Annotated in this window: 19 protein-coding genes; 11 read left to right on the top strand and 8 right to left on the bottom strand. The window is 67.4% G+C overall.

Features of this window, described 5'->3' with window-relative positions; translation table 11 throughout:
* Positions 1-1,678, top strand: a 1,678-nt coding sequence (locus tag ABZU25_RS07330) for a WD40 repeat domain-containing protein (protein ID WP_355028460.1), incomplete at its 5' end; no start/stop codon positions are given.
* A gap of 69 nt (positions 1,679-1,747) precedes the next feature.
* On the opposite strand, the gene ABZU25_RS07325 is transcribed toward ABZU25_RS07330, so the two are convergent.
* From ABZU25_RS07325 to ABZU25_RS07310, 4 genes are all read right to left on the bottom strand, one after another.
* Positions 1,748-2,971, bottom strand: coding sequence for a hypothetical protein (locus ABZU25_RS07325; RefSeq protein WP_355028459.1), 1,224 nt, complete (start codon positions 2,969-2,971; stop codon positions 1,748-1,750).
* A 159-nt stretch (positions 2,972-3,130) separates the two neighbouring features.
* A complete protein-coding gene (locus ABZU25_RS07320; protein ID WP_355028458.1) occupies positions 3,131-3,790 on the bottom strand; it encodes a hypothetical protein in 660 nt (219 codons plus the stop codon).
* On the bottom strand, positions 3,787-3,951 hold the full coding sequence (locus ABZU25_RS07315; RefSeq protein WP_355028457.1) for a hypothetical protein: 165 nt from the start codon (positions 3,949-3,951) through the stop codon (positions 3,787-3,789). The genes ABZU25_RS07320 and ABZU25_RS07315 overlap by 4 nt, the downstream gene beginning before the upstream one ends.
* Positions 3,952-3,975: 24 nt before the next feature.
* Positions 3,976-6,813 carry a CHAT domain-containing protein gene (locus ABZU25_RS07310; RefSeq protein ID WP_355028456.1) on the bottom strand — a complete coding sequence of 946 codons (2,838 nt, stop codon included), beginning with the start codon at positions 6,811-6,813 and terminating at the stop codon, positions 3,976-3,978.
* Between the two features lie 826 nt (positions 6,814-7,639).
* Between ABZU25_RS07310 and ABZU25_RS07305 the strand changes: the two genes are divergently transcribed.
* Complete coding sequence (locus ABZU25_RS07305; RefSeq protein ID WP_355028464.1) at positions 7,640-8,602, top strand: tyrosine-type recombinase/integrase; 963 nt, start codon at positions 7,640-7,642, stop codon at positions 8,600-8,602.
* A 282-nt stretch (positions 8,603-8,884) separates the two neighbouring features.
* On the opposite strand, the gene ABZU25_RS07300 is transcribed toward ABZU25_RS07305, so the two are convergent.
* The 3 genes from ABZU25_RS07300 to ABZU25_RS07290 form a co-directional block, all read right to left on the bottom strand.
* Positions 8,885-10,054: an IS110 family transposase gene (locus ABZU25_RS07300; RefSeq protein WP_355028455.1), complete on the bottom strand. Its 1,170-nt coding sequence runs from the start codon at positions 10,052-10,054 to the stop codon at positions 8,885-8,887.
* Positions 10,055-10,424: 370 nt separating this feature from the next.
* Positions 10,425-10,895, bottom strand: coding sequence for a MarR family winged helix-turn-helix transcriptional regulator (locus ABZU25_RS07295; RefSeq protein ID WP_355028454.1), 471 nt, complete (start codon positions 10,893-10,895; stop codon positions 10,425-10,427).
* Between the two features lie 25 nt (positions 10,896-10,920).
* Positions 10,921-11,601: an NAD(P)H-dependent oxidoreductase gene (locus ABZU25_RS07290; RefSeq protein WP_355028453.1), complete on the bottom strand. Its 681-nt coding sequence runs from the start codon at positions 11,599-11,601 to the stop codon at positions 10,921-10,923.
* A gap of 63 nt (positions 11,602-11,664) precedes the next feature.
* Here ABZU25_RS07290 and ABZU25_RS07285 point away from each other — a divergent pair, with 63 nt between their 5' ends.
* From ABZU25_RS07285 to ABZU25_RS07275, 3 genes are all read left to right on the top strand, one after another.
* A complete protein-coding gene (locus ABZU25_RS07285; protein WP_355028452.1) occupies positions 11,665-12,051 on the top strand; it encodes a MerR family transcriptional regulator in 387 nt (128 codons plus the stop codon).
* Positions 12,052-13,208: 1,157 nt separating this feature from the next.
* On the top strand, positions 13,209-13,382 hold the full coding sequence (locus ABZU25_RS07280) for a hypothetical protein (protein WP_167457586.1): 174 nt from the start codon (positions 13,209-13,211) through the stop codon (positions 13,380-13,382).
* Positions 13,383-13,646: 264 nt separating this feature from the next.
* Positions 13,647-14,054, top strand: coding sequence for a nitroreductase family deazaflavin-dependent oxidoreductase (locus ABZU25_RS07275; protein WP_355028451.1), 408 nt, complete (start codon positions 13,647-13,649; stop codon positions 14,052-14,054).
* A gap of 607 nt (positions 14,055-14,661) precedes the next feature.
* Here ABZU25_RS07275 and ABZU25_RS07270 read toward each other — a convergent pair.
* Complete coding sequence (locus tag ABZU25_RS07270; RefSeq protein ID WP_355028450.1) at positions 14,662-15,306, bottom strand: TetR/AcrR family transcriptional regulator; 645 nt, start codon at positions 15,304-15,306, stop codon at positions 14,662-14,664.
* Positions 15,307-15,451: 145 nt separating this feature from the next.
* Between ABZU25_RS07270 and ABZU25_RS07265 the strand changes: the two genes are divergently transcribed.
* The 6 genes from ABZU25_RS07265 to ABZU25_RS07240 all read left to right on the top strand — a co-directional run bounded on the left by ABZU25_RS07265 (position 15,452) and on the right by ABZU25_RS07240 (position 22,656).
* On the top strand, positions 15,452-16,231 hold the full coding sequence (locus ABZU25_RS07265) for a glucose 1-dehydrogenase (protein ID WP_355028449.1): 780 nt from the start codon (positions 15,452-15,454) through the stop codon (positions 16,229-16,231).
* Positions 16,228-16,704: a nitroreductase/quinone reductase family protein gene (locus ABZU25_RS07260; protein ID WP_355028448.1), complete on the top strand. Its 477-nt coding sequence runs from the start codon at positions 16,228-16,230 to the stop codon at positions 16,702-16,704. Before ABZU25_RS07265 ends, ABZU25_RS07260 begins: the two co-directional genes overlap by 4 nt.
* Positions 16,705-16,867: 163 nt before the next feature.
* Positions 16,868-18,196 carry an ISL3 family transposase gene (locus ABZU25_RS07255; RefSeq protein ID WP_355028447.1) on the top strand — a complete coding sequence of 443 codons (1,329 nt, stop codon included), beginning with the start codon at positions 16,868-16,870 and terminating at the stop codon, positions 18,194-18,196.
* A gap of 431 nt (positions 18,197-18,627) precedes the next feature.
* The gene (locus ABZU25_RS07250) at positions 18,628-20,817 is read left to right on the top strand and encodes an MMPL family transporter (protein WP_355028446.1); all 2,190 of its coding nucleotides are present in this window, start codon (positions 18,628-18,630) and stop codon (positions 20,815-20,817) included.
* A 22-nt stretch (positions 20,818-20,839) separates the two neighbouring features.
* Entirely contained in the window at positions 20,840-21,997 is a 1,158-nt protein-coding gene (locus ABZU25_RS07245) for a histidine kinase (RefSeq protein ID WP_355028445.1), read from the top strand.
* The gene (locus tag ABZU25_RS07240) at positions 21,994-22,656 is read left to right on the top strand and encodes a response regulator transcription factor (protein ID WP_355028444.1); all 663 of its coding nucleotides are present in this window, start codon (positions 21,994-21,996) and stop codon (positions 22,654-22,656) included. Before ABZU25_RS07245 ends, ABZU25_RS07240 begins: the two co-directional genes overlap by 4 nt.

Genomic DNA, 22,656 nt, shown 5'->3' with positions numbered 1-22,656 from the left:
GCCATCCCGACAGCCTGAAGCCCGTCCAACGCCCAACCGGGAACGTCGACCGGCGTGTCACCCAACCCGGCCAACGTTTCCGGTCACAGCACTAGCCAGCGGCGGACCCGAAGGCACGCTGCATATCTGGGACCCGACGACCGGCACCCGCCGAAACATTCTCACCGGCCACACCGGCTGGCTGCTGGCGTTGGCGGTGGCGCCGGACGGGTCCTGGCTGGCCAGTGGCGGACTCGATGGCTCGATACGGGTCTGGGACCCCACCAGCGGCACTCTCCTCCATACTTTCGCCGGCCAAGACAGTCCGGTGTTGGCGTTGGCAGTTGCGCCAGACGGCTCATGGCTCGCCAGCGGCGGCCACGATGGCTCGGCACGGGTCTGGGATCTGCCCACCGGCACTCTCCGCCATGCCCTCGCCGGCCACAGCAGCGCCGTGCTGGTCTTGGCTGTGGCACCAGATGGCTCTTGGTTGGCAAGCGCGGGGCGCGGTCACTCGGTGCGGATCTGGGACCTGGTCACCGGCGGCCTCAAGCAAAACCTTACTGGTCACAACGGACGCGTATCAGCGCTGACTGCTGCACCAGACGGATCCTGGTTGGCCAGCACCGGTTTCGATGCGACGGTACGCGTATGGGACCCAACGATTAATAGTGCCCCCGGACGACTTGTGGACGGCCACACCAGGTCGGTGATGGCGTTGGTGTTGGCGCCGGACTGCACCTGGCTGGCGAGCAGCTCGTACGACCGGACGGTGCGGATCTGGGACCCTATCGCCGGCGCTGTGCGGCACACCTTCACCGACCACACCGGCTGGGTGGGGGCGTTGGTGGCGGCGCCGGACGGGTCGTGGCTGGCGAGTGGCGCTCACGATGGCACGGTGCGGATCTGGAATCCTGTTAGCGGGGTCCTTCGCCGAATTCTCATGGACGGTCCGAGCCAGGTATGGGCGTTGGTGGCAGCGCCGGACGGGTCGTGGCTGGCGAGTGGCGCTCACGATGGCACGGTGCGGATCTGGGACCCCATCACCGGCACTCTCCGCCACACCCTCGCCGGTCATACCAACGCCGTGTTGGCGCTGGTGACATCAGCGGACGGATCTTGGCTGGCCAGCGACGGATTTGACGACACGGTGCGGATCTGGGATCCCGTCACCGGAGTCCTGCGCCGAATTCTCACGGACGGTCCGAGCCAGGTAGGGGCGTTGGTGGCAGCGCCGGACGGGTCGTGGCTGGCCAGCGGCGCTGACGACGGCACGGTGCGGATCTGGGACCCGACCACCGGCACTGTTCGCCACATCCTCACCGAGCACACCGAGGGCGTCTCGGCCTTGGTGACGGCACCGGACGGGTCTTGGCTGGCCAGCAGCTCATACGACACGACGGTGCGGATCTGGGATCCGACCACGGGTACGCTCCGGCAGACCCTCACCGGCCATAGGTCCCCCGTGATGGCCCTGATGAAGGCACCGGACGGATCCTGGCTCGCCAGCGCCGGACGCGACGGAACGATCCGGATCTGCGACACACGAGATGGCGGACATCTCGCGACAACCCGAATAGGGGGGACGCCTCCAGTCTTCCCCCTAACGACAGGCAGCCGTGCCGTCTACTGCGCCGGCGCGCACGCCGTGTACGGGTTTGACTTACTCCTCACCCAAGGGCAAGGCGCTAGCGATTGAAAGGCCTGCAGGAGTGCGGGCACACAATTCAGAACACATCTCTCAGACCCTCTGGGTTCTGGCGACCCATCACAGGTGGGCGCTAGACCGTGTCACGTCGATCTCGTCTCGGCGCCAGTAGGTGGGAGAGTTGCTGCAGAGTTGGCAGGCGAGAACCAGAGGCTGACCGGCTCGTCCGGGTGGCTTCTTACCGCAGCACAAGGGCAGGCTTTCCGCCTCGGGCGCTTCGGCCTGCGCGACGCTCGGGCCGTATCGCCGTTCGCAGGCACGTTCGGCTGTCTCGTCGCGGCGCGCGTCGCTTGCGGTTTCGGCCAGGTCGAGGGTTCCGCCGCGTTCGGTGGTGACCGTGGTGTGTGCGTCGGCGGGGATCCAGCTGACGCGGTCGCGGTGCCGGTAGGGCAGCCACGTCCCGTGCAGGATGCCCTCGAGTAGGTGGTCCAGGTGGGGGCGTGGACCGCAGGGGAACATGGCGGTTGTTGCGGCCTTCTGCCGGCTGTAGCTGCGTGTGTTGAGCGTTGGGTATAGGTGTAGGCGGCCGCATGGCATGACTTTGCGAGTAACGGGGCACCGGGTGGTGCCGGTCCATAGGTCCGTCCAGCCGCACCGTTGCGTCTCGAACGTGATGGCGCCCGCGCCGATTTCCAGCCGGGTCTCGGATAGGTACCTGCGGTGGTCATCGAGGGCCGGTACGGACAGGTGTGGCACCGAGTGCAGGAACGCGATGTCGTCGGCGCCGCGGTCGGTGGTCCACACCACCCGGTCTCCGGCCTTGCGGAGCGCTCGTTGCCGGGCCTGGATGGTCCGAGGAGTTTCCTTAGAGTGCTGGATTTCCCCGGCCACGGTCAGGAGCGGACCGATGGCCAGAACGTCTGGTCGGCGGCGGGCGCGTGGCCGCCACACCTCGACCTCTACTGTGCCGCCAACGGATTCCCACGTGCGGGCCTTGCGCTCTTTGAGCGCCTTGTGGGTGTCGGTCTCGGGCTGGTGTCCGGGTGCGGGGAGCAGCCATCTTCGTGTCGGAACATTGGGCCGTGCCGCCCTTCGACGAAGGTCAGCCACACCGGTGCGCGGGGGAGCCCCTTTTTGGGCCTGGTAGCGCATGCAGAGCAGGCAGAGCAGCTTCTCGCCGCCGATGCCGTGGGGGCGGTCGTTGGCGATCCGCTCGCGCAGATCGGGTTGGTCAGGATGACCCCAGAGCGCAATGCGCGGCTGCAACTCGACCGCGGCCGGCACGTAGAACACGCCGTCGCTGAACGCGAGCGGGTCGAGGTGCTCCCAGACTGGTCGGTTCACGGGTCCCCTGGCGGTGGTCCTGGCGTGCGGCCGGGCGGAATCGACGAGTTACGTGCCGCCTACTGAGGGCATTGATAGACGCCGATCTTCGAGCGAAGTGTGACAGCCAGGCTGCAGCCGTCAACAGCCGATGAGCACAGCGGTGCAGGGTTGCGGAGGTTAGCGCACGACGGCACTGAGAAACACCAATGCGCCGACTGCAGAGAGCGCGACCCCCGTCAGGGTCTGTAGCCGAGCTCGTCGCAGCGCCTCCCGTACCTGCCAGGTGTAGATTATGGCCAGCAGTCGTTGCTGAGCATACTGCGCACCTGCGAGGTTGGCCCGAGCGTCATCGAGCGCCAAGGCCCACACCCTGCGTTGCTCCTCGGAGCACTCCTTGGCGAGTCTGAGGCTCAGGGCGCTGACCATCGTGGCGTGCATGACCAGGGACTCCCGCAGCGACTTTTCGTCCGTCCCAAAGCCGCCGAAAAAGGCGGCTGGGTCGCTTTCGATTATCCCCAGCATCCGCTTAAGGCGGGGGTCCCGGAGGCTTGCAATGGTCGTAATCGGCGGAGTGAGTGCTTCAGTAGTATGCCAGACGGCCCAGCTCACCCCCAGTAACGCGGTCATGATGCCTGCCGCCACCGCAACCGCGTCACCTCTGTCTTGCAGCTTGCCAATCACCGCTACGGGCACGCCGCCGAGGATGAACGCGCCAACTACCGCGAAGGCGGCGATGGTCCATTTGGCGGCCGCGCGCATGTCAGCCACGGCGTCTATCGGTGATGGCAGCCCAGCGCCGCTCAGGGGCGATACCGGTGCGTCAATGGGTACGGTCATCGCGTTTCACGCTGTTGAGACCCGTCACGGATGAGAGGCCCCGGATCGTCCGCGACGACCCTGCGGTAGGGGACCCAACGTTCGCCGTCGTAGACTTCGACTCCGGCGTCGGTGATCCGCACGTCGAAGCGCTCCGCTGCCTTCTCCTCCGGCTCTTTCACGGACGCAAGTATGGCACTCGGAGGCTACACCGGCCGTGGTAAGCCGGTGACCTTGAAGGCGCCCCATGCCCACACTCCATACTGTCGTTCGGTGTCAATCGCGGCATCCCACCCAGGAAGCTGTCGGCGCAGCAGGATGGCCGCACCTGCCATCGCCGGATCCTCGGCGATCCCGCCATGGCGCAGGAACCCGACCGCTCTGCGATAGGCCTCGGCGGGGTCGAGCATGTCTAGCCCCGCGTGAAACATGACAGAGAACGTCATGGCCGTGACGTCACTGACCTCCCACAGCGTCGACACCACGATCCGAGCTCCACGCGCGAAGCAGGCAGCGTCAAACCCGCGCGGCGTCTGCACCACGGACATAACCCGCCGGTGCGCTCCGGTGTGACAGGCCATGAGCACGGCGACGTCAACGCCGCTGAAGTCGGCGTCGGCGAGGACATCGGCGACGGTGAGACAGTCACTGCCGCCCGATCTACCGGAAAGGACTATCCCGTTGGCCCAACGATCCTCGCTCGTACGTCCATGACAAGCGGCATGTATACGGTTCGCCCCGCGAGCGGCCGCTAGCACGCCCGACGGAGTTGCATCCGTCCCTTCAAGCGTGACGGCAGCCGGGTGAAGGGCGCGGAGCACCGCGATCTCGGCCTTGACTCCCGGCAACGACACGCCCTCAGGTGCCTCGGCGACCCCGACCAGCAGCGGAGGCTTGTTCCCGATCGCGGTCCGAACACTGGCCGCTTCAAGGATGCGCATCGACGGCGCATACGACACGTGGTCGAACACGTCCATAAGCGTCGGCGCACCCGCCTCCGGCCGAACGGGCGCGACGTGTAGGGGTGTCAGGTCGAACGGGGCGACGGGACTGAGCACGAGTCGGCGCACGCCCAGCGGCCGGAGCGCCTCGACAATCGGCTCAGCAATGTCGGCGAGCAGCCCGTGAAGAACTTCTAAGAGCGCCAATCGCACGGCGAACAGGCCAGCTGCCTCCGCCGCTTGGCAGCGCCGGACCACTTCATCAACGTTCGCAACCGATACGTTGCTTAGGTCAAGTTGTTCCAGCGCGGCGCCCTTGTCGGTGCGGGCGAGCCAGACCGCGCCCAGGAAGCCGGATCGCACATACAGGTGCAGGAACGCGGTGTTCTCGGGTAGAGACGCCGCCTTCATCTGGGGCGTCGGCTCGGGCGATGTCACCGGAATCCGTGAACGGGCTCCTTCTCGCATCCGCACCCGTCGCTCGATCAACTCCGCCAACACGGGGTCGTCGGTTGAAGATCGCCGAGGGACATCCGCCCGGATGAGGGCCGCGCGGCGTCGTGCAACGGACCGGCTCGCTTGTTGGAAAGCCTGCCATCTATCGTCCGGTACATCGGCGGGCGGGGAGAGTGTGACCTCGTCCAGCAACTCCTCGCCCTTGGCGCGCTCGCACGCGTCGAATGTGCCCAATGCCCCCTCCTCAGCGGTCGGTATGAATGCCAGACGGAGACGCTGGATGTCGTCGTCGACCAACTCGCGAAGCCCTGTGATGGCGGCCGCTGTCAAGTCCTCACAAAGCTCGGTAGGTAGCGGCAACGCGATCGTGTCGATCAGCAACAGACGTCCCTCGTCCGTGAGCCGCAAAAGCGACAGACGGACCACGCCGACAGCCGCAAGATGCAACAGCTGCCACGCCTCGGTGATGTAGGCGACGTTGTAGACGAAAGGTATCGACAAGGGTGGGCCGTCATCGAAGTCGAGCTGCAAGTCAACGTGTTGGAAGGTGCCATCGGTCCACCGTGCTATTTGCACCTCGCCGCGGAGCAAAGGCCCCAGTAGCCGCTCGTGCTCTGCGGTCTCCGCTGTTGCCAGCCACAGTGGCATCGAGCCCGTGCGACCATGCCACATGCGAGCGCCGCCGATGAGTATCCGATCCTGCATCCAGGCCGGAGCAGGTTGCCTTGCCATTTCACCGCTGGCCGGAAGCGCGTCTGGGGTCAAATAGTCGTAGACGTGAATGCCGGACGTCGCGTTCATGCAGCGGTCGCGGTAATCTTCGTCGGTTGGACGGCCTGCCATGAGATCAGCCTCGTATGAGGTCAGGCCCTTCAGGCATGTCGTGAACCCCAGAGCCCAATGGTCCAGGTCCGTCGACAGGTCGGCGGCGAGCATCTGTTTATCCGAATTCGCGCCGCCCTCGAGGTCGCGCAGCACTGCCTTCAGCAGGCGATACTGTCGCGCCATCTTGGATAAAATTCTCAAGTCAGACCGGAGCGGGTGTCGAGCCTCTTCGTGTTCCGACGGCTTCATCATTTCGCCACCGAAAGCTGTGGCATCCTCTAATACCCGTACCGCTCTCCCAGTCACCGACCACTCGGCTAGCGGCGCGGGCAGAGACGCGTAAGGATCGGCGGCTACCTTCATCAACCGGCGCTGCGTCGCCGGAGTGGTGATGTCCCAGTACCGCCCCAACTCGGCAGTCACGACTTCCGGAGGCAATGTCGCGGCGCGCTGTGCGGTCCACAGCTCAAGCAGGAGTGCGTGTAGTCCCTGCGCGTCCCACCAGCGCGGCCCGGGCACGCCCGCGGACCGCACCTTGTGCACGACGCGACCCACGAGTAACTCCGTTATATGGTCTGGAGAGTTGTTCCGGGTCAGTAAGCCGCAGGAGAGCAGGGAGCGGCCGATATCCGGCACAGGGCGGGCCATAAGGTCACCGCATGCGATATGCGTTAGCGTCAACGCCCGCCACATGGCTGTCTGCGCTGGTGCCGTGAACTCCAGGCGGTCGGCCGCAGCCGGCCACAGCTGCCTAAGAACCCCCTCGACCAAGTCTTCGATCCACTTGTTTCGAATGAAGGTCAATGTAATCGCTCCGGACATAGGCCCTTACTACTACACGAGGAGGCGTGAGGGCTAGGCGAGCCCACATCGCTGTACCGGGCCCGTTGCTCATCGGTGCTGACGGCAGCAAGGCCAGCGAAGCCGCTGGGACCAGCGCCCCATTGCCGTATCGGCAGTTGGGCGTCCCGCACGGTACTCCCGGGCGCCAGGTCACCTACCGCTGACCAGCCTGTCCGCTTGTCCATTGTGTGAGGCCGAGCTTCTCGTGTACTTCGATCATGACTGTTTCCACCAAGCGGGGGAGGAGCCGTGGGACATGGACTGGTCGTGGCCGATCGCCGCTGACGGAGTTCATCAGCTGAACGCTGCTCTTGCCCGATGTGCGGGATCGTTGCATCCGTCGTGCGAGTGCCCTGTGCGCCGGTCGTTGCCGGACAGCATCGAAAGCCTGAGGTCCCGCTGACGGTTGCGCTGCGCGAGGAAGGGCTACCACAAATTCGGTCAGCGCCCATGCCGTGAGGCAGGGGCGACGCGGTGGCAGGGCCAGCGGGGACGATGACCTGGCGGGGTGCTGTGATCCCCGTTTACCCCCCGAAAACCCCGCCCCATCGTTGACGAAGGGTGACAAGTAGCGATGAGTGCCTGGCCGTGTCTCCGCAGCTCAGTGACCACTTTCGGCAAGAAATGACAAACTTGGTTCGATTACTGTCGGTAACAAGGGGTCGTCGGTTCGAATCCGGCCGTCCCGACAGCGAGAGGGTTTCCACAGGTCAGAGCCTGTGGAAACCCTCTTTTTCGTGTTCATGGTGGTTCGTCGAGGTCGAGCACGCCGCTTATCGACCCCTTGACTCGACGGGTGACCGACATGGCTCTACTGGACCCGAACAAGCTCACCGCCGACCTGTCCCCAACCTGGGCGGGGTACCTGCGCGACTGGGACCGGACCCTGCGGGCGGGCAACTACCCGGAAACGACGCGGTACAACTACCTCCTCGCCGCCGCGCAGTTGGCCCGCTACCTGGCCGAGCATTCGCCCGACCCCGACCCCGAGGCCGCGGACGCCGCGGAGGATCCCACCGAGGTGACCCGGGGGCATGTGGAGGCGTTTCAGGCGTGGATGATCGAGACTCGGTCGGCGTCGACCGCTTTGAACAAGCACAAGGGTCTGCAGCAGTTCTTCAAGTGGTTGCTGGTCGAGGAGGAGATCGACCGTTCTCCGATGGATCGGGTTCGGCAGCCCAAGACGCCCCAGAAGCTGATCCCGATCATGCGGGACGAGGACACGAAGAAGCTCCTGGACGCCTGCAAGGGCAAGACGTTTCCGCACCTGCGCGACGAGGCGATCATTCGCCTGTACTACAACACCGGAGCGCGGCTGTCGGAGGTCGGGAACCTGCTGCTCGATGATGTCGACCTGAACACGGAGTCGGTGCACTACCACGGCAAGGGTGCCAAGGACCGCCGGGTGCGGTTCGGGCCAAAGACGGCGCGCGCCATCAGCCGCTACCTCCGCGCGCGAGGCAAGCACAAAGGATCGGAACTGCCGGATCTGTGGCTCGCCGACCGTGGCGGCCGGAGGTTGGCGGCCAACGGCATCAAGATTCGTCTGAAGCGGTTGGGTCTCGCCGCTGGCGTGGCGAACGTGCACGCCCACCGCTGGCGGCACAACTTCGCCCACGAGTGGAAGCGTGCCGGCGGGAACACGGGTGACCTGATGCTGTTGTTGGGTTGGACCTCGGAGGACATGCCCCGGCACTACGGCGCCAGCGCGGCGGCCGAACGCGCCCAGGAGATCCAGGTGCAACTGGGCATCGGGGAAGGGGTGTAGACGCGGGCAACGCGGTCGGTCGACCCAGTACCTTGGCCGACCGCGTTGCCCACGTCGTCGATCGGCGGGCCTGAGTCGAGCCGGCGCTGGGTTCGGCGTACTGGCCCCGGTGCAAATTCCGGTACGACTGGCGTACGGAGCAGCATCGGATTAGCCGGTCTACCGCTGATCGGCTGTTCGTGCCGCCTGTAGGACCGGTCGACGTTCCGATTAGTGACGTTGCGGAACGGGCGGCCACCCAGCGACACGCGGCTCGGCGTTCGGATCTGGCTCCCCTCTGTGTCAAGAGGCCGCGGCGAGGGTTGTTCTAGGCTGGGGTGCGGCGGGTCCGGGAAGTGACTTCTCCGAAGAGCCGGCATGGGGATGTGAGCTGGTCACGCTGGAGTCAGTAGTCGTGTCCCGTTGTCCTCCCGGGCCCGTCGCCGTGGCCGTCGTGGCGTCGTCGCTCATTTGTCGGTAGACGATGTCGGACAGGCGTCGTTTCAGCGCTCGCATCGCTTCCATCGATGTCTTGCCGGCGGCTTTCTTGCGGTCGTAGTAGGCGCGGCCTTCGGTGGGGTTGCGGAGCTGGACGGTGGCCATGATGTGCAGCGCCCGGTTGATCTGCCGGTTCCCGGCTCGGGAGAGGCGGTGTCGTATCTGTTCGCCGGAGGATGCGTCGATGGGGGCGGCGCCGTTCCAGGAGGCGAAGTGAGCCCGGTTCGGGAATCGGGTGATGCCACCGACTTCGACCAGCAGCCGGGCGGCGCCGGAGGGCCCGATGCCGTGCAGGCCCATCAGCGTGGTGCCGGTGGAAGCGACGAGTTCTTTCAGTTCCTTGTCGGCTTCCTTGGAACGCCGGTAGACGCGTTCGAGGTCGCTGATCAGCTCCGCGGCAACCCGGCGTCGGGTCTTGCCGACCGTGCCGCGGGGCCGAACCGTGGCCAGCAGTGCCTTGGCCTGAGCGGCGGACAAACTCTTCTTCGCTTCACCCGGGATGAGCTCGAGAAGCAGTTGGTGCAGCTGGGACACCATCCGGGTGTGGTCCTCACCAAGAGAGCGGCGACGGTCGACCAGGATCCGCAACAGCGCGAGCTGCTCGTCATTGACCACCGGACGCAGGCCGGCCATGCGGGTGCCGACCAGCGCGATGGAGTGGGCGTCGGTGGCATCAGTCTTGCGGCCCTGTCCGGTGGCGAACACCCGCGCCCTGGCGGACAGCTTCGGCGGGACGTCGAGGACCTGTTCGCCGTCGGCCAGTAGCCGGTTGGCGATGTGCCGGCTGATGCCCTGGCAGCCCTCGATCGCCCAGACCCGGTTCGGCCACTGCCTGGCGTACTTTTTCATCGCCGTGTAGCCGTTGCGGTCGGTGTGGAACCGGCCGCCGCCGCCGATGGTCTCATCGCCGGCCATGACCTCGATCGTGGCGGAGCGTTTGTGCGGGTCCATCCCGATGACCACATGAACTGACATGCCACTCACCGCGTCCTGCGATGCTCGATCCACCTGGGTTGTCGAGCCGGGAGGGCAACGCTACTTCGAGCCGAGCAAACCCCTCTTGAGCCTCTCCCCGCCCTGGGGCGACGCCCGGGCCGCGCAGGCCAAATGAGAGCCACACGACCAGCGTGGGCAGCCGATGTGAGAGCGACAGCCCGGGCGCCTCGACCGAAGCCTGGCCGGGCCACGGTCGCAGGTCAATGAAACAAGTAGCGGATGAGCGGACACCTGTTCCTGAGTGGTCCGAGGAGCGATATGGTGCCCGGCGGAGCGTAGGGCAGGTAGTTCACCGGTGCTGGACAATGATCAATTCTCGGTGCAGCGGGGCATATGCCTGTCCGGCGATCTACGGTCCGGGCTTCGGCACCGGCGTGGTGTTAGCGATGAGTTTGTGCAGCACTCTGAGTGCCGCGATGTAGTCGGCGTCGTCGATGCCTCGATGGATTAGCGATCGGATCTCGGGAGCGGACTGCTTCATCTGCCGGCGAGCTGCCTCGCCGGCGTCGGTGAGTCGCAGACGGCCGTCATGATCTGCGTGGATCCATCCGCGGCCGAGGAGCACCTGGGCTTCGCTCGCGAGCTCATCCTCGGGGCGGAGGTACTCCGCCATGGCCTGCTGCAGCTGGGGAATGGTCATCCCTGCGCCGTCATCGGATGCGAGGTCGTGGCGGGACAGGTGGCGCAGGATCCAGAACTGCGGCTGAGTGAAGCCGCGCCGGGTCTGCTCGTCGCGGGTGAATCGGATGATGGACTCGTACGCCAGCCGCGTCCAGTACGCGGCCACCTGGCTGGCGTCGGCCTGCATCGGGAGGGCCATCACTGCTCCTTGGGATTGTCTGGGGTCATGCCGACGCCGGGTACGGCGATCTGCTGCGAGCTTGGAGCAACGCCGTCGCCCACCAGGCGAGCTGGTCCAGCAGAGCCTGCGCCGCCGCCGCGGGTCCTTCCTCGTTGACCGGCCGACCGTCATCTCCGAAGGTCTCCCAGACCATCGGGAAGCTGACGGTGTCCCGAATGGTGACGGCATGCATCTCGGCGAGCACCAGCCGGAGGGCTTCGACCGCGCGCAGGCCGCCTGATTGCCCGCCGTACGAGACGAAACCGACCGGCTTCGCGCGCCACTGGCTGAAGTGCCAGTCGATGAGGCTTTTGATGGAGGCGGGAAAGCTGTGGTTGTACTCGGGGGTGACGATGACGAACGCGTCGGCTGACCCGAGTCTCGACGTCACATCCGCCAGCTCGACCGGGGGATCATCGGCGAGCACCAGGGGGAGTGAGGCGGTCGCGAGGTCGATCAGGTCGACGTCGAGTCGACCATGCCTCGTCGCCTCGTTGGAAAACCACGAGGCGACCGCGGCGCCACGACGGCCCTGACGGACGCTGGCAACCACGATTGCCAGGCCGAGGGTGCGTGCTGGCACGTCCTGTGTTTGCTCTGCGGGTGGGCGGGGCTGCGCGTCCGCGATCTCGCCGACCGGCACGGTCGAGGCTGTCGGGGCTCCGCTTCCACGTGGGATCTGCATGCAGCTGATGCTGGGCGTTCAAGTACGGTTGAAGTCAAGAGCGCGGTGCGGGATGTTGGAAAGATGACCACCGCAACGCAGGCTGCGCCCTCTTTCACACTCACCGTCAAGGACGTCGCGCACGCGAGCCACGTCGCTCCGTCCGCGGTGCGCTTCTACGAGGACCAAGGTCTGATCCAAGCGCGCCGAACCACCGGAAACCAGCGCCGGTTCGATGAGAACGCCATCTGCCGCATCCGGTTCGCCCGACGCGCTCAGCGAGTCGGACTCACGGTGCGCGAGATCGCCGACATCTTTCAGGCGCTCCCCGAGCAGCCGTCCGCGCAGGACTGGGCGCGGGTCGCCGACTCGCTGGTTGCCGAGGCCGAGGCGCACGTGGCGGACCTGCGCCACGACCTCGACGCCCTTCAGACGGTCACGATCAGGTGCACTGCCGGGACCGTACGGTGAGAAGGACGACTCGTTGCTGCGGCCACGTCTCGGCGCGGCCGTCCCGGCGGTGACCTTCGATTGATTGGCGCCCCAGGGCGGAGCTTCCGAACTGGACCACCGTACGAGCCTGCCCCTCCCCTTGATCAGGCGCGCACTCATGCCGCTGACAAGGCGCGGCGACCGTGGGCGTGCTCCCCGCTCGACCGATGCGACTACGGGAGTCAGCGCTGGTGCCAACCAAGGCGCCGGGCTGGCTCACGATCGGTGGGCGGCCCGGTGCCAGCCCGGTTTGGGGGGAACAGGTTGGGAGCAGCGGGGTGCCCTGAACGGCCTTGAACTCCGTCCAACGGCATCGAACGGCGCCAACCGCACCCACCCCTGCCTGCGGCTCCACGTTGCCGCAGGTCAGAGTGGGTGCGGCGTCCTGTTTCACACCGAAGAGGTCGTTGGTTCGATACCAGCATCGCCCACTCTCAGTTATTGCAGGTCAGAAGCCCGTTGCCGAAGTAGTCGGTGACGGGCTTCGCCGTATGTGCCACTTACAGTGAGAGCAGATTGGGAGCGGCGGCGGAGGTAATGATCAGCTGCCAATCAACGACCCAACGTCTTGCACCGTCCACGGACCGACAGGTGGAACCACCCAATGAGGACGACGACGCGGCCGATTGACGCCATGACGTTCTGGTTTCCGCTGGCGTGCGCCCGCGCGCATTTCCCAGCCGCTCAGTTGCGCGGGGGCGACGAGGGAGCGGACAGCAGGTGGGGTTGTCGCTGCGGATTTTTGTGCCGCTGCGGCCAGTTGCAGGGCGTCGAGGGCGTAGCCGCGGTCTGCGGCTTGGTTGGACATGAGAGCTAGGACGCTCGCGGCGAGGCATGGGTCTGAGGCCGCGTGTGCCGCACGCAGTGCGGTGAGGTACCAGCGTTGCGCGAGGCCGTCCTCGCAGGCGTCGAAGGCCATGAACCCCGCAGTTTGGGCGAGCTGTGCGAGGGCGGCGGCCGGCTGGGGCCTTGTAGGACGCGCGGCGCAGGAGCCGGGCCACGGCGGTGAATTGGTCGCTGACGAAGTCGCGAGCGGCACCGCCCGGGTGGTCGTCGAGCTGTTGCGCTTGGTCGACGACGGTATCGGTTCGCGGACCCGACGAGCGGCAGTCCGGAAGACGACGGATACTCGCCTGATGACTGGACCGGATCTCGACCCCGAGCAGTATCCGCCCATCGACCCGCGTGAACCGGTGCCCGACGACGCGGGCGTCCTTCTGCCTGGCGCGCCGGACGAACTGCCCGAAGCCCCGGCCGAACCGATGCCAGACGACGGTGGCAACGCCGGCGGCGTGCGCGAGCCGGCATAGATCCGTCCGCGATCGAGCGCGACACCAGCCCGACCGCCGATGCCGCCGCCGACGGCGCTCGAGACGTCGGGGCGCCGCCGACCGGATCCGCATACGCCGCCGGCTACCGCGAGCCCGGTTTGGCGGAGGTATTCATCAGCCGCGAACCGAGCGCCTCTTATTGTCGCCGCCGGGGCTCGTTGGTGCGTGCTCGCAGTGTGCCGCACCGGTTGGGACTGTCAGAATCGTGTTTCACGAGCCGGTTCGCGGAGGCGAGGAGAAGGCATGAGCGACTGGAACGACAAGATCATCGTTGAGTTTCGCGCCAACGGTGGGCAGGTCGGCGGTCAATTCGCCGGCGCGCCGCTGCTGCTGTTGCACACGGTCGGCGCCAAGAGCGGCCAGCCTCGCGTGAACCCGATGATGTATCAGAAGGTGGACGGCGGCTACGCCGTGTTCGCGTCCAAGGGCGGTGCGCCCACCAATCCCGACTGGTACTACAACCTGCTCGCTCACCCGCAGGCCCAAGCGGAGATCGGTACGGACAAGGTCGAGTTGGTCGCCAGAGTTGCCGCCGGGAACGAGCGGGAACGGATCTGGAGCGCGCAGAAGGCCGCGTATCCGGGCTTCGCCGACTATGAGCGAAAGACCACCCGCCAGATCCCAGTCGTCGTACTGGAACCTGCGCCGTAGGCAGAGACGGCACAACCCCAGTGCGCGCCGGTGCGGGCCGCGCCGCTGGGCCGGCGCATATCTGCTCATGCCGCCAACAAAGCGGCGTCCCCTTTCGTCGCGGAGTGCTCCGCGGTTCTGCGCAGCGGTCGACAGCGCTCTATTTCGAGCGCCGCCAGGTGGCCGGGGGTGCCCACGGCGAGGCCGTAGGCGTGCAGCAGAGCGGCGTACTCGATCACGCCTGAAATACCCGGTCGGCACCGAGGATCACCGTATTGCACTGCAGTCGCATCCGCTCATGTCGATGTGAATGGGTCGTCGCCGACTAGCGGATGCCGGCATCAAAGGGGCTCTTCACAGATGAGGGTGTAGCTGCGGGGGCTGGGCTTGCGGGTCTTGGGTCACCCCTCTTGCTGTCGTTGGGAGTTTCCACTCCGAGAGGGCAGCCTTGCACGTTTGGGCCCGCTGTTGAGACCTCTTGTCGGGTTGTGCTGATGCCAGGCTGATCGAGGTGGGTCAACACATCGACACTCCCTCCTTCGGTGTCCGCCCCGGGATGCCCCGCGAACGCCCTTGGTGCCGACGGCCTCGATTGCTTAGGCATCAGCTCCTTTGGTGGCGGCGGGACTCAGTCGTTGGTGGACGCCCCTGGTCCAGTCGCGGCGTACCGGGCGGCGATGGTTCGGACGGCCTCGTCGACTACCTGAGCGACGCGTTCGGCGCTCACCTCCCAGCCCGGCACTAGGAGTGTTGGCCAGAAGACGTAGTTGGAGATCATGCCCAGGAACTGGGTGGCTGCGAGGTCCACGTCCTCGACCCTCACCGTTCCCGTCTCGTGCTCAGCCAGGAGGTAGCTGCGTACGGACTCGAAGTAGGGCATCTTCCCGTGTGAGAACTGCGCATGGGCCAGCTCCGGGAACCGCGGCAGCTCGGCGATGACGATTCGGAACAGGTCGGTCATCTGGGGCCGGCTCAACAGCTCGGCGTAACGGCGACCGATGGCGCTGAGCCCGTCAACGACGTTGCCTGCCGGCGGAGGATCCTCCTCGTCAGCGGTTGACCAGGACTCGGTGACGATGGCGTCGAACAGGGCAGCCTTGCTCGGAAATTGCTTGAACAAGGTGGCCCGCGAGACACCCGAGCGCTCTGCGATCCGCGCCAGCGATGTCCGGTCGTAGCCCAACTCGAGGAACAGTGCGGTCGCGGCCGTCACGATCAGCGCGCGCTTTTCCTGGGCGACGCGCTGGTGGTACGTCGGTACGACCCTGCTCATGGACTGAGCATACGAGGTGAGTGGCTTGACTCGCCACTGCCGCCGACCTAGTGTTAAGGCAGTGGTGAGTCGCTCGGCTCGCCATCGGCTGGCCGTTCATCGCCGATGATCCCGGTTAGTCACCCACGTACCGAAGGAACATCGGATGAACCGCTTCGACAACCAGACCGTGCTCGTGACCGGTGGGACCGGTGGCCAGGGATCGAGCCACGTACGCGCCTTTCACGCGGAGGGAGCGAACGTGGTGATCGGCGACATCGACGCCGAACGCGGCGCCGCTCTCGCCGACGAGCTCGGGACCCGCGCTCACTTCACCCGCCTCGACGTCACCGACGAGAGTTCGTGGTCCGCTGCTGTGCTAGCCGCCGAGAGCGCCTTCGGCGCCCTGAACGTGCTCGTCAACAACGCGGGCGTCCAGAACCCGCCGGCGCCGATTGAGAACACGGACCAGGCCACGTGGTCGCGCATCCTCGACATCAACCTCACAGGGACCTTCCTCGGCATCAAGGTCGCCGCCCCCGCTCTGCGCCGCGCAACAGGGGGAGCCATCGTCAACATCGCCTCGACGATGGGCCTGGGCGGCACGGCGCACTACGCGCCGTACGTCGCCAGCAAGTGGGCCGTGCGAGGCCTTACCCGAACGGCAGCGCTCGAGCTCGGCCGGGACCACATCCGCGTGAACACCATCCACCCCGGCGTGATCGCGACCCCTTTCATCCAAGAACCAGCAGCCGGCGCCACCGCGGCAATCGCCGACTTCTACTCACCCGAGCCGTTCGCCATCCCCCGACTTGGAGAGCCGACCGACGTCACCCGGCTTCTCCTGTTCCTCACGTCATCAGACGCGTCGTTCATCACGGGGTCGGAGTACGTCATCGACGGTGGACTCCTCCTCGGGCCCGCCCTTCAGACCGAGACCGCATGAACAGTCCAGACACGACCGGATGGAACGACTCCGCACGTGACGCGTCTTTGTCGCACCTGCCCGATCACATCCGGCGAGCCATCGAGATCACACCCGCCGCAGGCACCAGCGAACGGATCATCGACATCACGACGCTGGGGCGCCGCACCGGCCGGCCACGCCGCATCGAGATCTTCTTCTACCGAGCCGCGGGCACCACCTACCTGTGTAGCGGCGCCGGCGGTGCCGCGACCGACTGGCATGCGAACCTTCTCGCCAATCCCAACTTCACCTTCCACCTCAAGAACGGGATCCGCGCAGATCTGCCTGCACGGGCCACGCCTGTCACCGACCCAGCTGAACGTCAGGCCGTGCTGGCGGAGATCGTCGCGGATCTCAATCAGCCCCACGACCCCGGCACCATCCGGCCGACTCGGCTCGAAGACTGGGCTGACAGTCGGCTGATGCGCATCAGCTTCCGCCATCGGCCGTGATCGCGGATCCCTCGACAGATGACCTACTCCCAGGGACTGGGGTGTAGTCGCGGCTAGAGCAGTCTTCGCCAGATGAGGGTGTAGCTGGCGCGGCGGTCCCAGATGGATGTCGAGGTTTCCAGAGGGAAAGGCTCCTACACGCTCATCCTGAAAGAACCGCCACGTGCCCGACGCTGCCGTCGGCGACCGCTCGCACGCGTTCGCCCACCCCGACCTAACGACCTTCTGCAGACACGACGAGCTCGGCCTCGTCGTCACCGGCCAACGCCTCGAGCCCGACCGCGCGGTCCTCGCGTGCCGGGTCCTCGAACCCGACCAATGGTGCCGCCGCTGCGGCTGCGAAGGGACCCCCCGGGACACGGTCACCAGGCAGTTTGCCCACGAGCCGCTCGGCTGGCGGCCCACGCCGCTGCTGGTCACGATCCGCCGCTACCGATGCGGTGGCTGCGGGCATGTCTGGCGCCAGGACACCTCCCAGGTGGCCGAGCCCCGGTCGAAGTTGTCACGGCGCGGGCTGCGGTGGGCACTCGAAGGGATTGTGGTCGGGCACCTCACCGTCGCCCGGGTCGCCGAAGGTCTCGGCGTCGCATGGAACACCGCCAACGACGCAGTCCTCGCCGAGGGCAAGCGGGTCCTGATCGACGACCCGGCACGGTTCGACGGCGTCCGGGTCGTCGGCGTCGATGAGCACGTCTGGCGCCACACCAGCCGTGGTGACAAGTACGTCACGGTCATCATCGACCTCACCCCGATCCGCGACAAGACGGGCCCAGCACGGCTCCTCGACATGGTCGAGGGCCGCTCCAAGCAAGTGTTCAAGACCTGGCTCGTCGCCCGCACCGACGCCTGGTGTGACGCGGTCGAGGTCGTCGCGATGGACGGGTTCAGCGGCTTCAAGACCGCCACCACCGAAGAGCTCCCTGACGCGGTCGCGGTGATGGATCCCTTCCACGTGGTCCGCTTGGCCGGCGACGCGCTCGACCGGTGCCGACGCAGGGTCCAGCAAACCATCCACGGTCACCGCGGCATGAAGGGCGACCCGCTCTACTCGGCGCGGCGGACCCTGCACACCGGCGCCGACCTCCTCACCGACAAGCAGCGCAGCCGTCTGCGGGCGCTGTTCGCGGTCGATGACCATGTGCAGGTCGAGGCGACCTGGGGGATCTACCAGCGGATGATCGCGGCCTACCGAGAGCCCGACCGAGCTCGTGGCCGCGTGTTGATGACCGCGCTGATCGACTCGGTCAGCGCAGGCATCCCGGCCGTGCTGAGCGAGGTCATCACGCTGGGCCGGACGTTGAAGAAGCGTGCCGACGACGTGCTGGCCTACTTCGACCGGCCCGGCACATCCAACGGCCCGACCGAGGCGATCAACGGACGGCTCGAACACCTCCGCGGCTCCGCGCTCGGATTCCGCAACATCACCAACTACATCGCCAGGTCCCTGCTCGAGACCGGCGGCTTCAGACCACGACTACACCCTGGTCTGTGAAGAGCCACCAACCGACGCCGCACAACGTGCTCGAGGCGCTTCCCTGAGCTACGGTCACCATCAGATAGGCGCCGCGAGCGGCGACCTCGCGCCAGGCGGCCGAGCAGGTGCCCGACCCGGTCCAGCGACGGGGTGAACTCTGAATTTCGTTGGACTCACGTGGTCTGCACCCCGGGTCAGGACCCGCCGGTGCCGGTGTCGTAGGCCGACAGCAGGTGCACCTGGTGCCGTCGGCCGTGTCAACGCCGGTCGAATGTTGACCGTCCCGTGTCGATATCCGTCCGCGGAGCCAGCCGACCAGTCGCACACCACCACACCAGCGTCCGTACTGCGATCTTCGTATCCGGAGCCTGCACCTGCATGACGACGCGACCGGGGCCGGGCCGAGATGCTGTGGGCAACGTTCGGACAAGGAAGCGGAGTGTCGCGTCATGGCAGGCATGCTCAGTCGTCTTGGTCGCTTCTGCTATCGCCGGCGGTGGTTGGTCGCCGCCCTGTGGATGCTCGCGCTCGGCGGGGCGGTGCTGCTCGCCGTCGGGTCGGAGGGCCCGGTCAACACGAGGGCGACGATGCCGGGGATCGAGTCGCAGCAGGCGTTCGACCTCATCGCGGAGCGCTTTCCCGGCGCCGCCGCGGAAGGGGCGTCGGCGACCATCGTCTTCGTCGCCCCACAGGGCCAGGCGCTGACGTCCGCGGAGAATGCGGGGGCCGTCGACGCGGCGTTGGCATCGGTCTCCGGCGGCCCGCAGGTGTCGCGGGTCGTCGCGCCCTCGGCCGGTGGGAGCATCAGCGCCGACGGTTCGACGGGGTTCGCTTCGGTGTCGTACGGGGTGCCGCCGTCGGAGGTGACCGAGGAGTCGCGCACCGCGCTGGCCGACGCGGTGGAGCGGGCGCGCGGCACCGGCTTGACCGCCGAGATGTCCGGCTCGGCGCTGAAGACCGGCACCAGGATGAGTGCCATGGAGCTCGCTGGCGTCGCGATCGCCGCGGTCGTGCTGCTGATGACCTTCGGTTCGATGGTGGCGGCGGGCCTGCCGCTCCTCACTGCGGTCATCGGGGTGGCCATCTCGTTCCTTGGCGTCTGGGTGATGGCCGGTCCGCTGGAGATGGCGATCACCAGCGGAATGCTCGCGCTGATGCTGGGCCTGGCGGTCGGCATTGACTACGCGATGTTCGTCGTCTCCCGCTTCCGGGAGGAGCGCCACGGTCCCGTCGACGCCGAGCGGGCGACCGGTCGCGCGGTGGGGACGGCCGGCTCGGCGGTGACCTTCGCCGGGACGACAGTGGTAATCGCGCTCGCCGGCCTGTCGGTGGTGGGGATCCCGTCGCTGACGAAGATGGGGCTGGCCGCCGCCGGTGCCGTGGTGGTGGCCGTCCTGGTGGCCCTGACCCTGGTTCCGGCGTTGTTGGGGTTCGCGCCGAACCGGGTCCTGGCGCGGGCGCAACGCCGTGGCGGTGCGAACACCTCCGCCCGCCGTTCGGCGGCGCTCCCCTGGATGCGGCTGGTGCTGCGCCGTCCGCTGCTGATCACGCTGGCCGGTGTCGCGCTGCTCGCCGTGATCGCCGTTCCGGCCCTGTCACTGCGGCTCGGCACCCCCGGGGACGCGTCGCTGCCGGTCACCGAGACCCAGCGACGCGCGTACGACCTGCGGGCCGCGGCGTTCGGGGCGGGGTTCAACGGTCCGCTGACGGTCGTGGTCGACGCGCGTGGTGCCGCCGACGCGCAAGCCGTGGTGGCGACCGTGGCCGACAGCATCAGGACGACCAGCGGCGTGGTGTCGGTGTCGAAGGCGACCTTCAACCAGCAGGGCGACACGGCGATCCTCACGGCGGTGCCGTCGACCGGCCCGAACGACGAACGTACCGAAGACCTCGTGGTGGCGCTGCGGGCCGCGCGCCCCGGTGTGGAGGCCGCCGCACACGTGAGGTACGAGATCACCGGCACCACCGCGCTCGACATCGACATGGCGCGCAAGACGCAGTCGGCGCTCGTCCCGTACGTGGCGATCGTGATCGGCCTCGCCGTGCTGCTTCTGCTGGTGGTGTTCCGTTCGGTCCTGGTCCCGGTCAAGGCGGCGCTGGGCTTCCTGCTGTCGCTGTTCGCCGCGCTCGGAGTGATCGTCGCGGTCTTCCAGTGGGGCTGGGCGGCCGACGTCCTCGGCGTCGACCGGACCGGACCGGTCATGAGCCTGATGCCGATCCTTCTGGTGGGCATCGTGTTCGGACTGGCCATGGACTACGAGGTCTTCCTGGTGTCGCGGATGCGCGAGGCCCACGCGCACGGCACACCGGCCGGCGACGCGATCGTCACCGGTTTCCGGCAGAGCTCGAAGGTCGTGGTCGCGGCCGCAGTGATCATGATCGCGGTGTTCGGCGGGTTCGCGGCGGCCGACGAACCGCTGATCAAGATGGTGGGCCTCGGGCTCGCGTGCGCGGTCTTCTTCGACGCGTTTGTGGTCCGCCTGACGCTGGTGCCCGCCGTCCTGCACCTGCTCGGCGAGCGGGCCTGGTGGCTGCCGCGATGGCTCGACCGGGTGCTGCCGCGCGTCGACGTGGAGGGCGAGTCGCTGAACGAACGGCAGCCGGAGCCGGAGCACGCTGATCTGCTGAACGCACGTTGATCAAGCAGGTAGGATCGGTCCGATGAACGTGTTGACCGCGCTGGTCGCGTTCATCTTCGCTGCCCTCGGGGTCAGCCTCAGCACCGAGGGCATCTTCCGGCCGGCCGAACTGCTTCCTGGTGCGATGCTGAGCCTCGTCGCGAGCGGGGCCCTGGTCGCGGCCGCACGGTGGCCGCGCGCCGCGACCGTCGTCGCGATCTGCTGCGAGGCCGCCGCGTGTGCGGCCGGCTACCTGCCGACGCCGCTGCTGCTGGCCCCGCTCATCGGATGCCTGTACCGGCTGACGGTTCTCGGCAGCCGCAGGGTGGCCGCTTGGTGGACCGTGACCGCAGTGGCCGCGGTGATCCTGGGCGGGGCGGTGAGCGACGGGAACCCGACGGGAGGGTCGGTGCTGCTGCGAACCGTCGGTGTCGTCCTGTGGCTGCTACCGGCGGTGTTCGCCGGACGGATGACCCGCGTCCAGCGCGCCTACCTGCGGATAGTCCAGGCCCGCGCCGAGGACGCCGAACGCAACCGGGAGGACGACGTGCGTCGCCGGCTCAGCGAGGAACGCCTGCGGATCGCACGTGACCTGCATGATGTCGTCGCGCACCACCTTGCCGTCGCGCACGCGCAGGCCGGGACCGCGGCCCATCTGCTGGCGAAGCGCCCCGACCAGGTGGGTGTGCTGCTCGCCGGGCTGAGCGGCTCCACGTCGGCCGCTTTGCAGGAGCTCAAGGCGACCGTCGGGCTGCTGCGTAACCCCGGCGACGACGCTCCGACGGACACCGCTCCGGCGCCCGGCCTCGACCGGATCCCGGATCTGGTCGAGGCCTGCCGGGCGGCGGGGATCGACGTCTCCGTGGTCTGCGACGGGCCGCCACGGCGGCTACCCCCGCTGGTCGAGCTCACCGCGTTCCGGATCGTCCAGGAAGCCCTGACCAACATCACCAAGCACGCCGTCCGCCCGGTCGTCACCATCTCCCTGGTGTACGACGAGGACACGTTCCACGCCCGCGTGGTCAACACCTCCGCCCGTCCCACTGCCGCCGGAACCGGCGGGTACGGGCTGGTCGGCATGCGCGAACGCGCGCTCGCGGTCGGCGGGTCGGTGCGGGCGGGCCCGGCGGACCACGACCGGTACGCGGTCTCTCTCACCGTCCCGCTGGCTCCGTGGCAGCAGAACCACGTATCCCGATGATCCAGATCCTGCTGGCCGACGACCAGACGCTGCTGCGCTCGACGTTTCGCATGCTGATCGACTCCTGCGACGACATGAGGGTCGTCGCCGAGGCGGCGAACGGAGAGGAGGCGGTCGACCTCGCCCGGCAGCACCGGCCGGACCTGGTCCTGATGGACGTCCGGATGCCGGTCCTCGACGGGCTGGCCGCGACGCGGCGCATCTGCTCCACGCCCGAACTGGCGGGCACGCGCGTGCTCATCCTCACCACGTTCGAGACCGACGAGTACGTGGCCCGCGCGCTCGAGGCGGGTGCCAGCGGGTTCCTCGGCAAGGACGTCACGTCGGAGGGCCTGCTCGCCGGGGTCCGGACCGTGGTCGGCGGGGACGCGCTGCTCTCGCCGTCGGCCACCCGCGCACTGATCGACCGCTTCCTGTCCAGCCCCGCCGGCCCCGGCGGGCAGCCGCTCGGATCGCTGGCGACGCTGACCGACCGGGAGCGCGAGATCACCGCCCTGGCCGCCCACGGCCTGTCGAACCAGGAGATCGCCGAGCGGCTGGTCGTGAGCCCCTTGACCGTCCGCACGCACATTCAACGGGCGATGATGAAGGTGCGGGCACGCGACCGCGCCCAGCTGGTCGTCGCCGCTTACCAGCAGGGGCTGGTCCGGGTCCGATGA

The organism is Micromonospora sp. NPDC005215, from assembly GCF_040607915.1.
Lineage (GTDB): Bacteria > Actinomycetota > Actinomycetes > Mycobacteriales > Micromonosporaceae > Micromonospora.
Note: the sequence above shows the minus strand (reverse complement) of the source record. Positions and strands in the feature narration are given on the sequence as shown.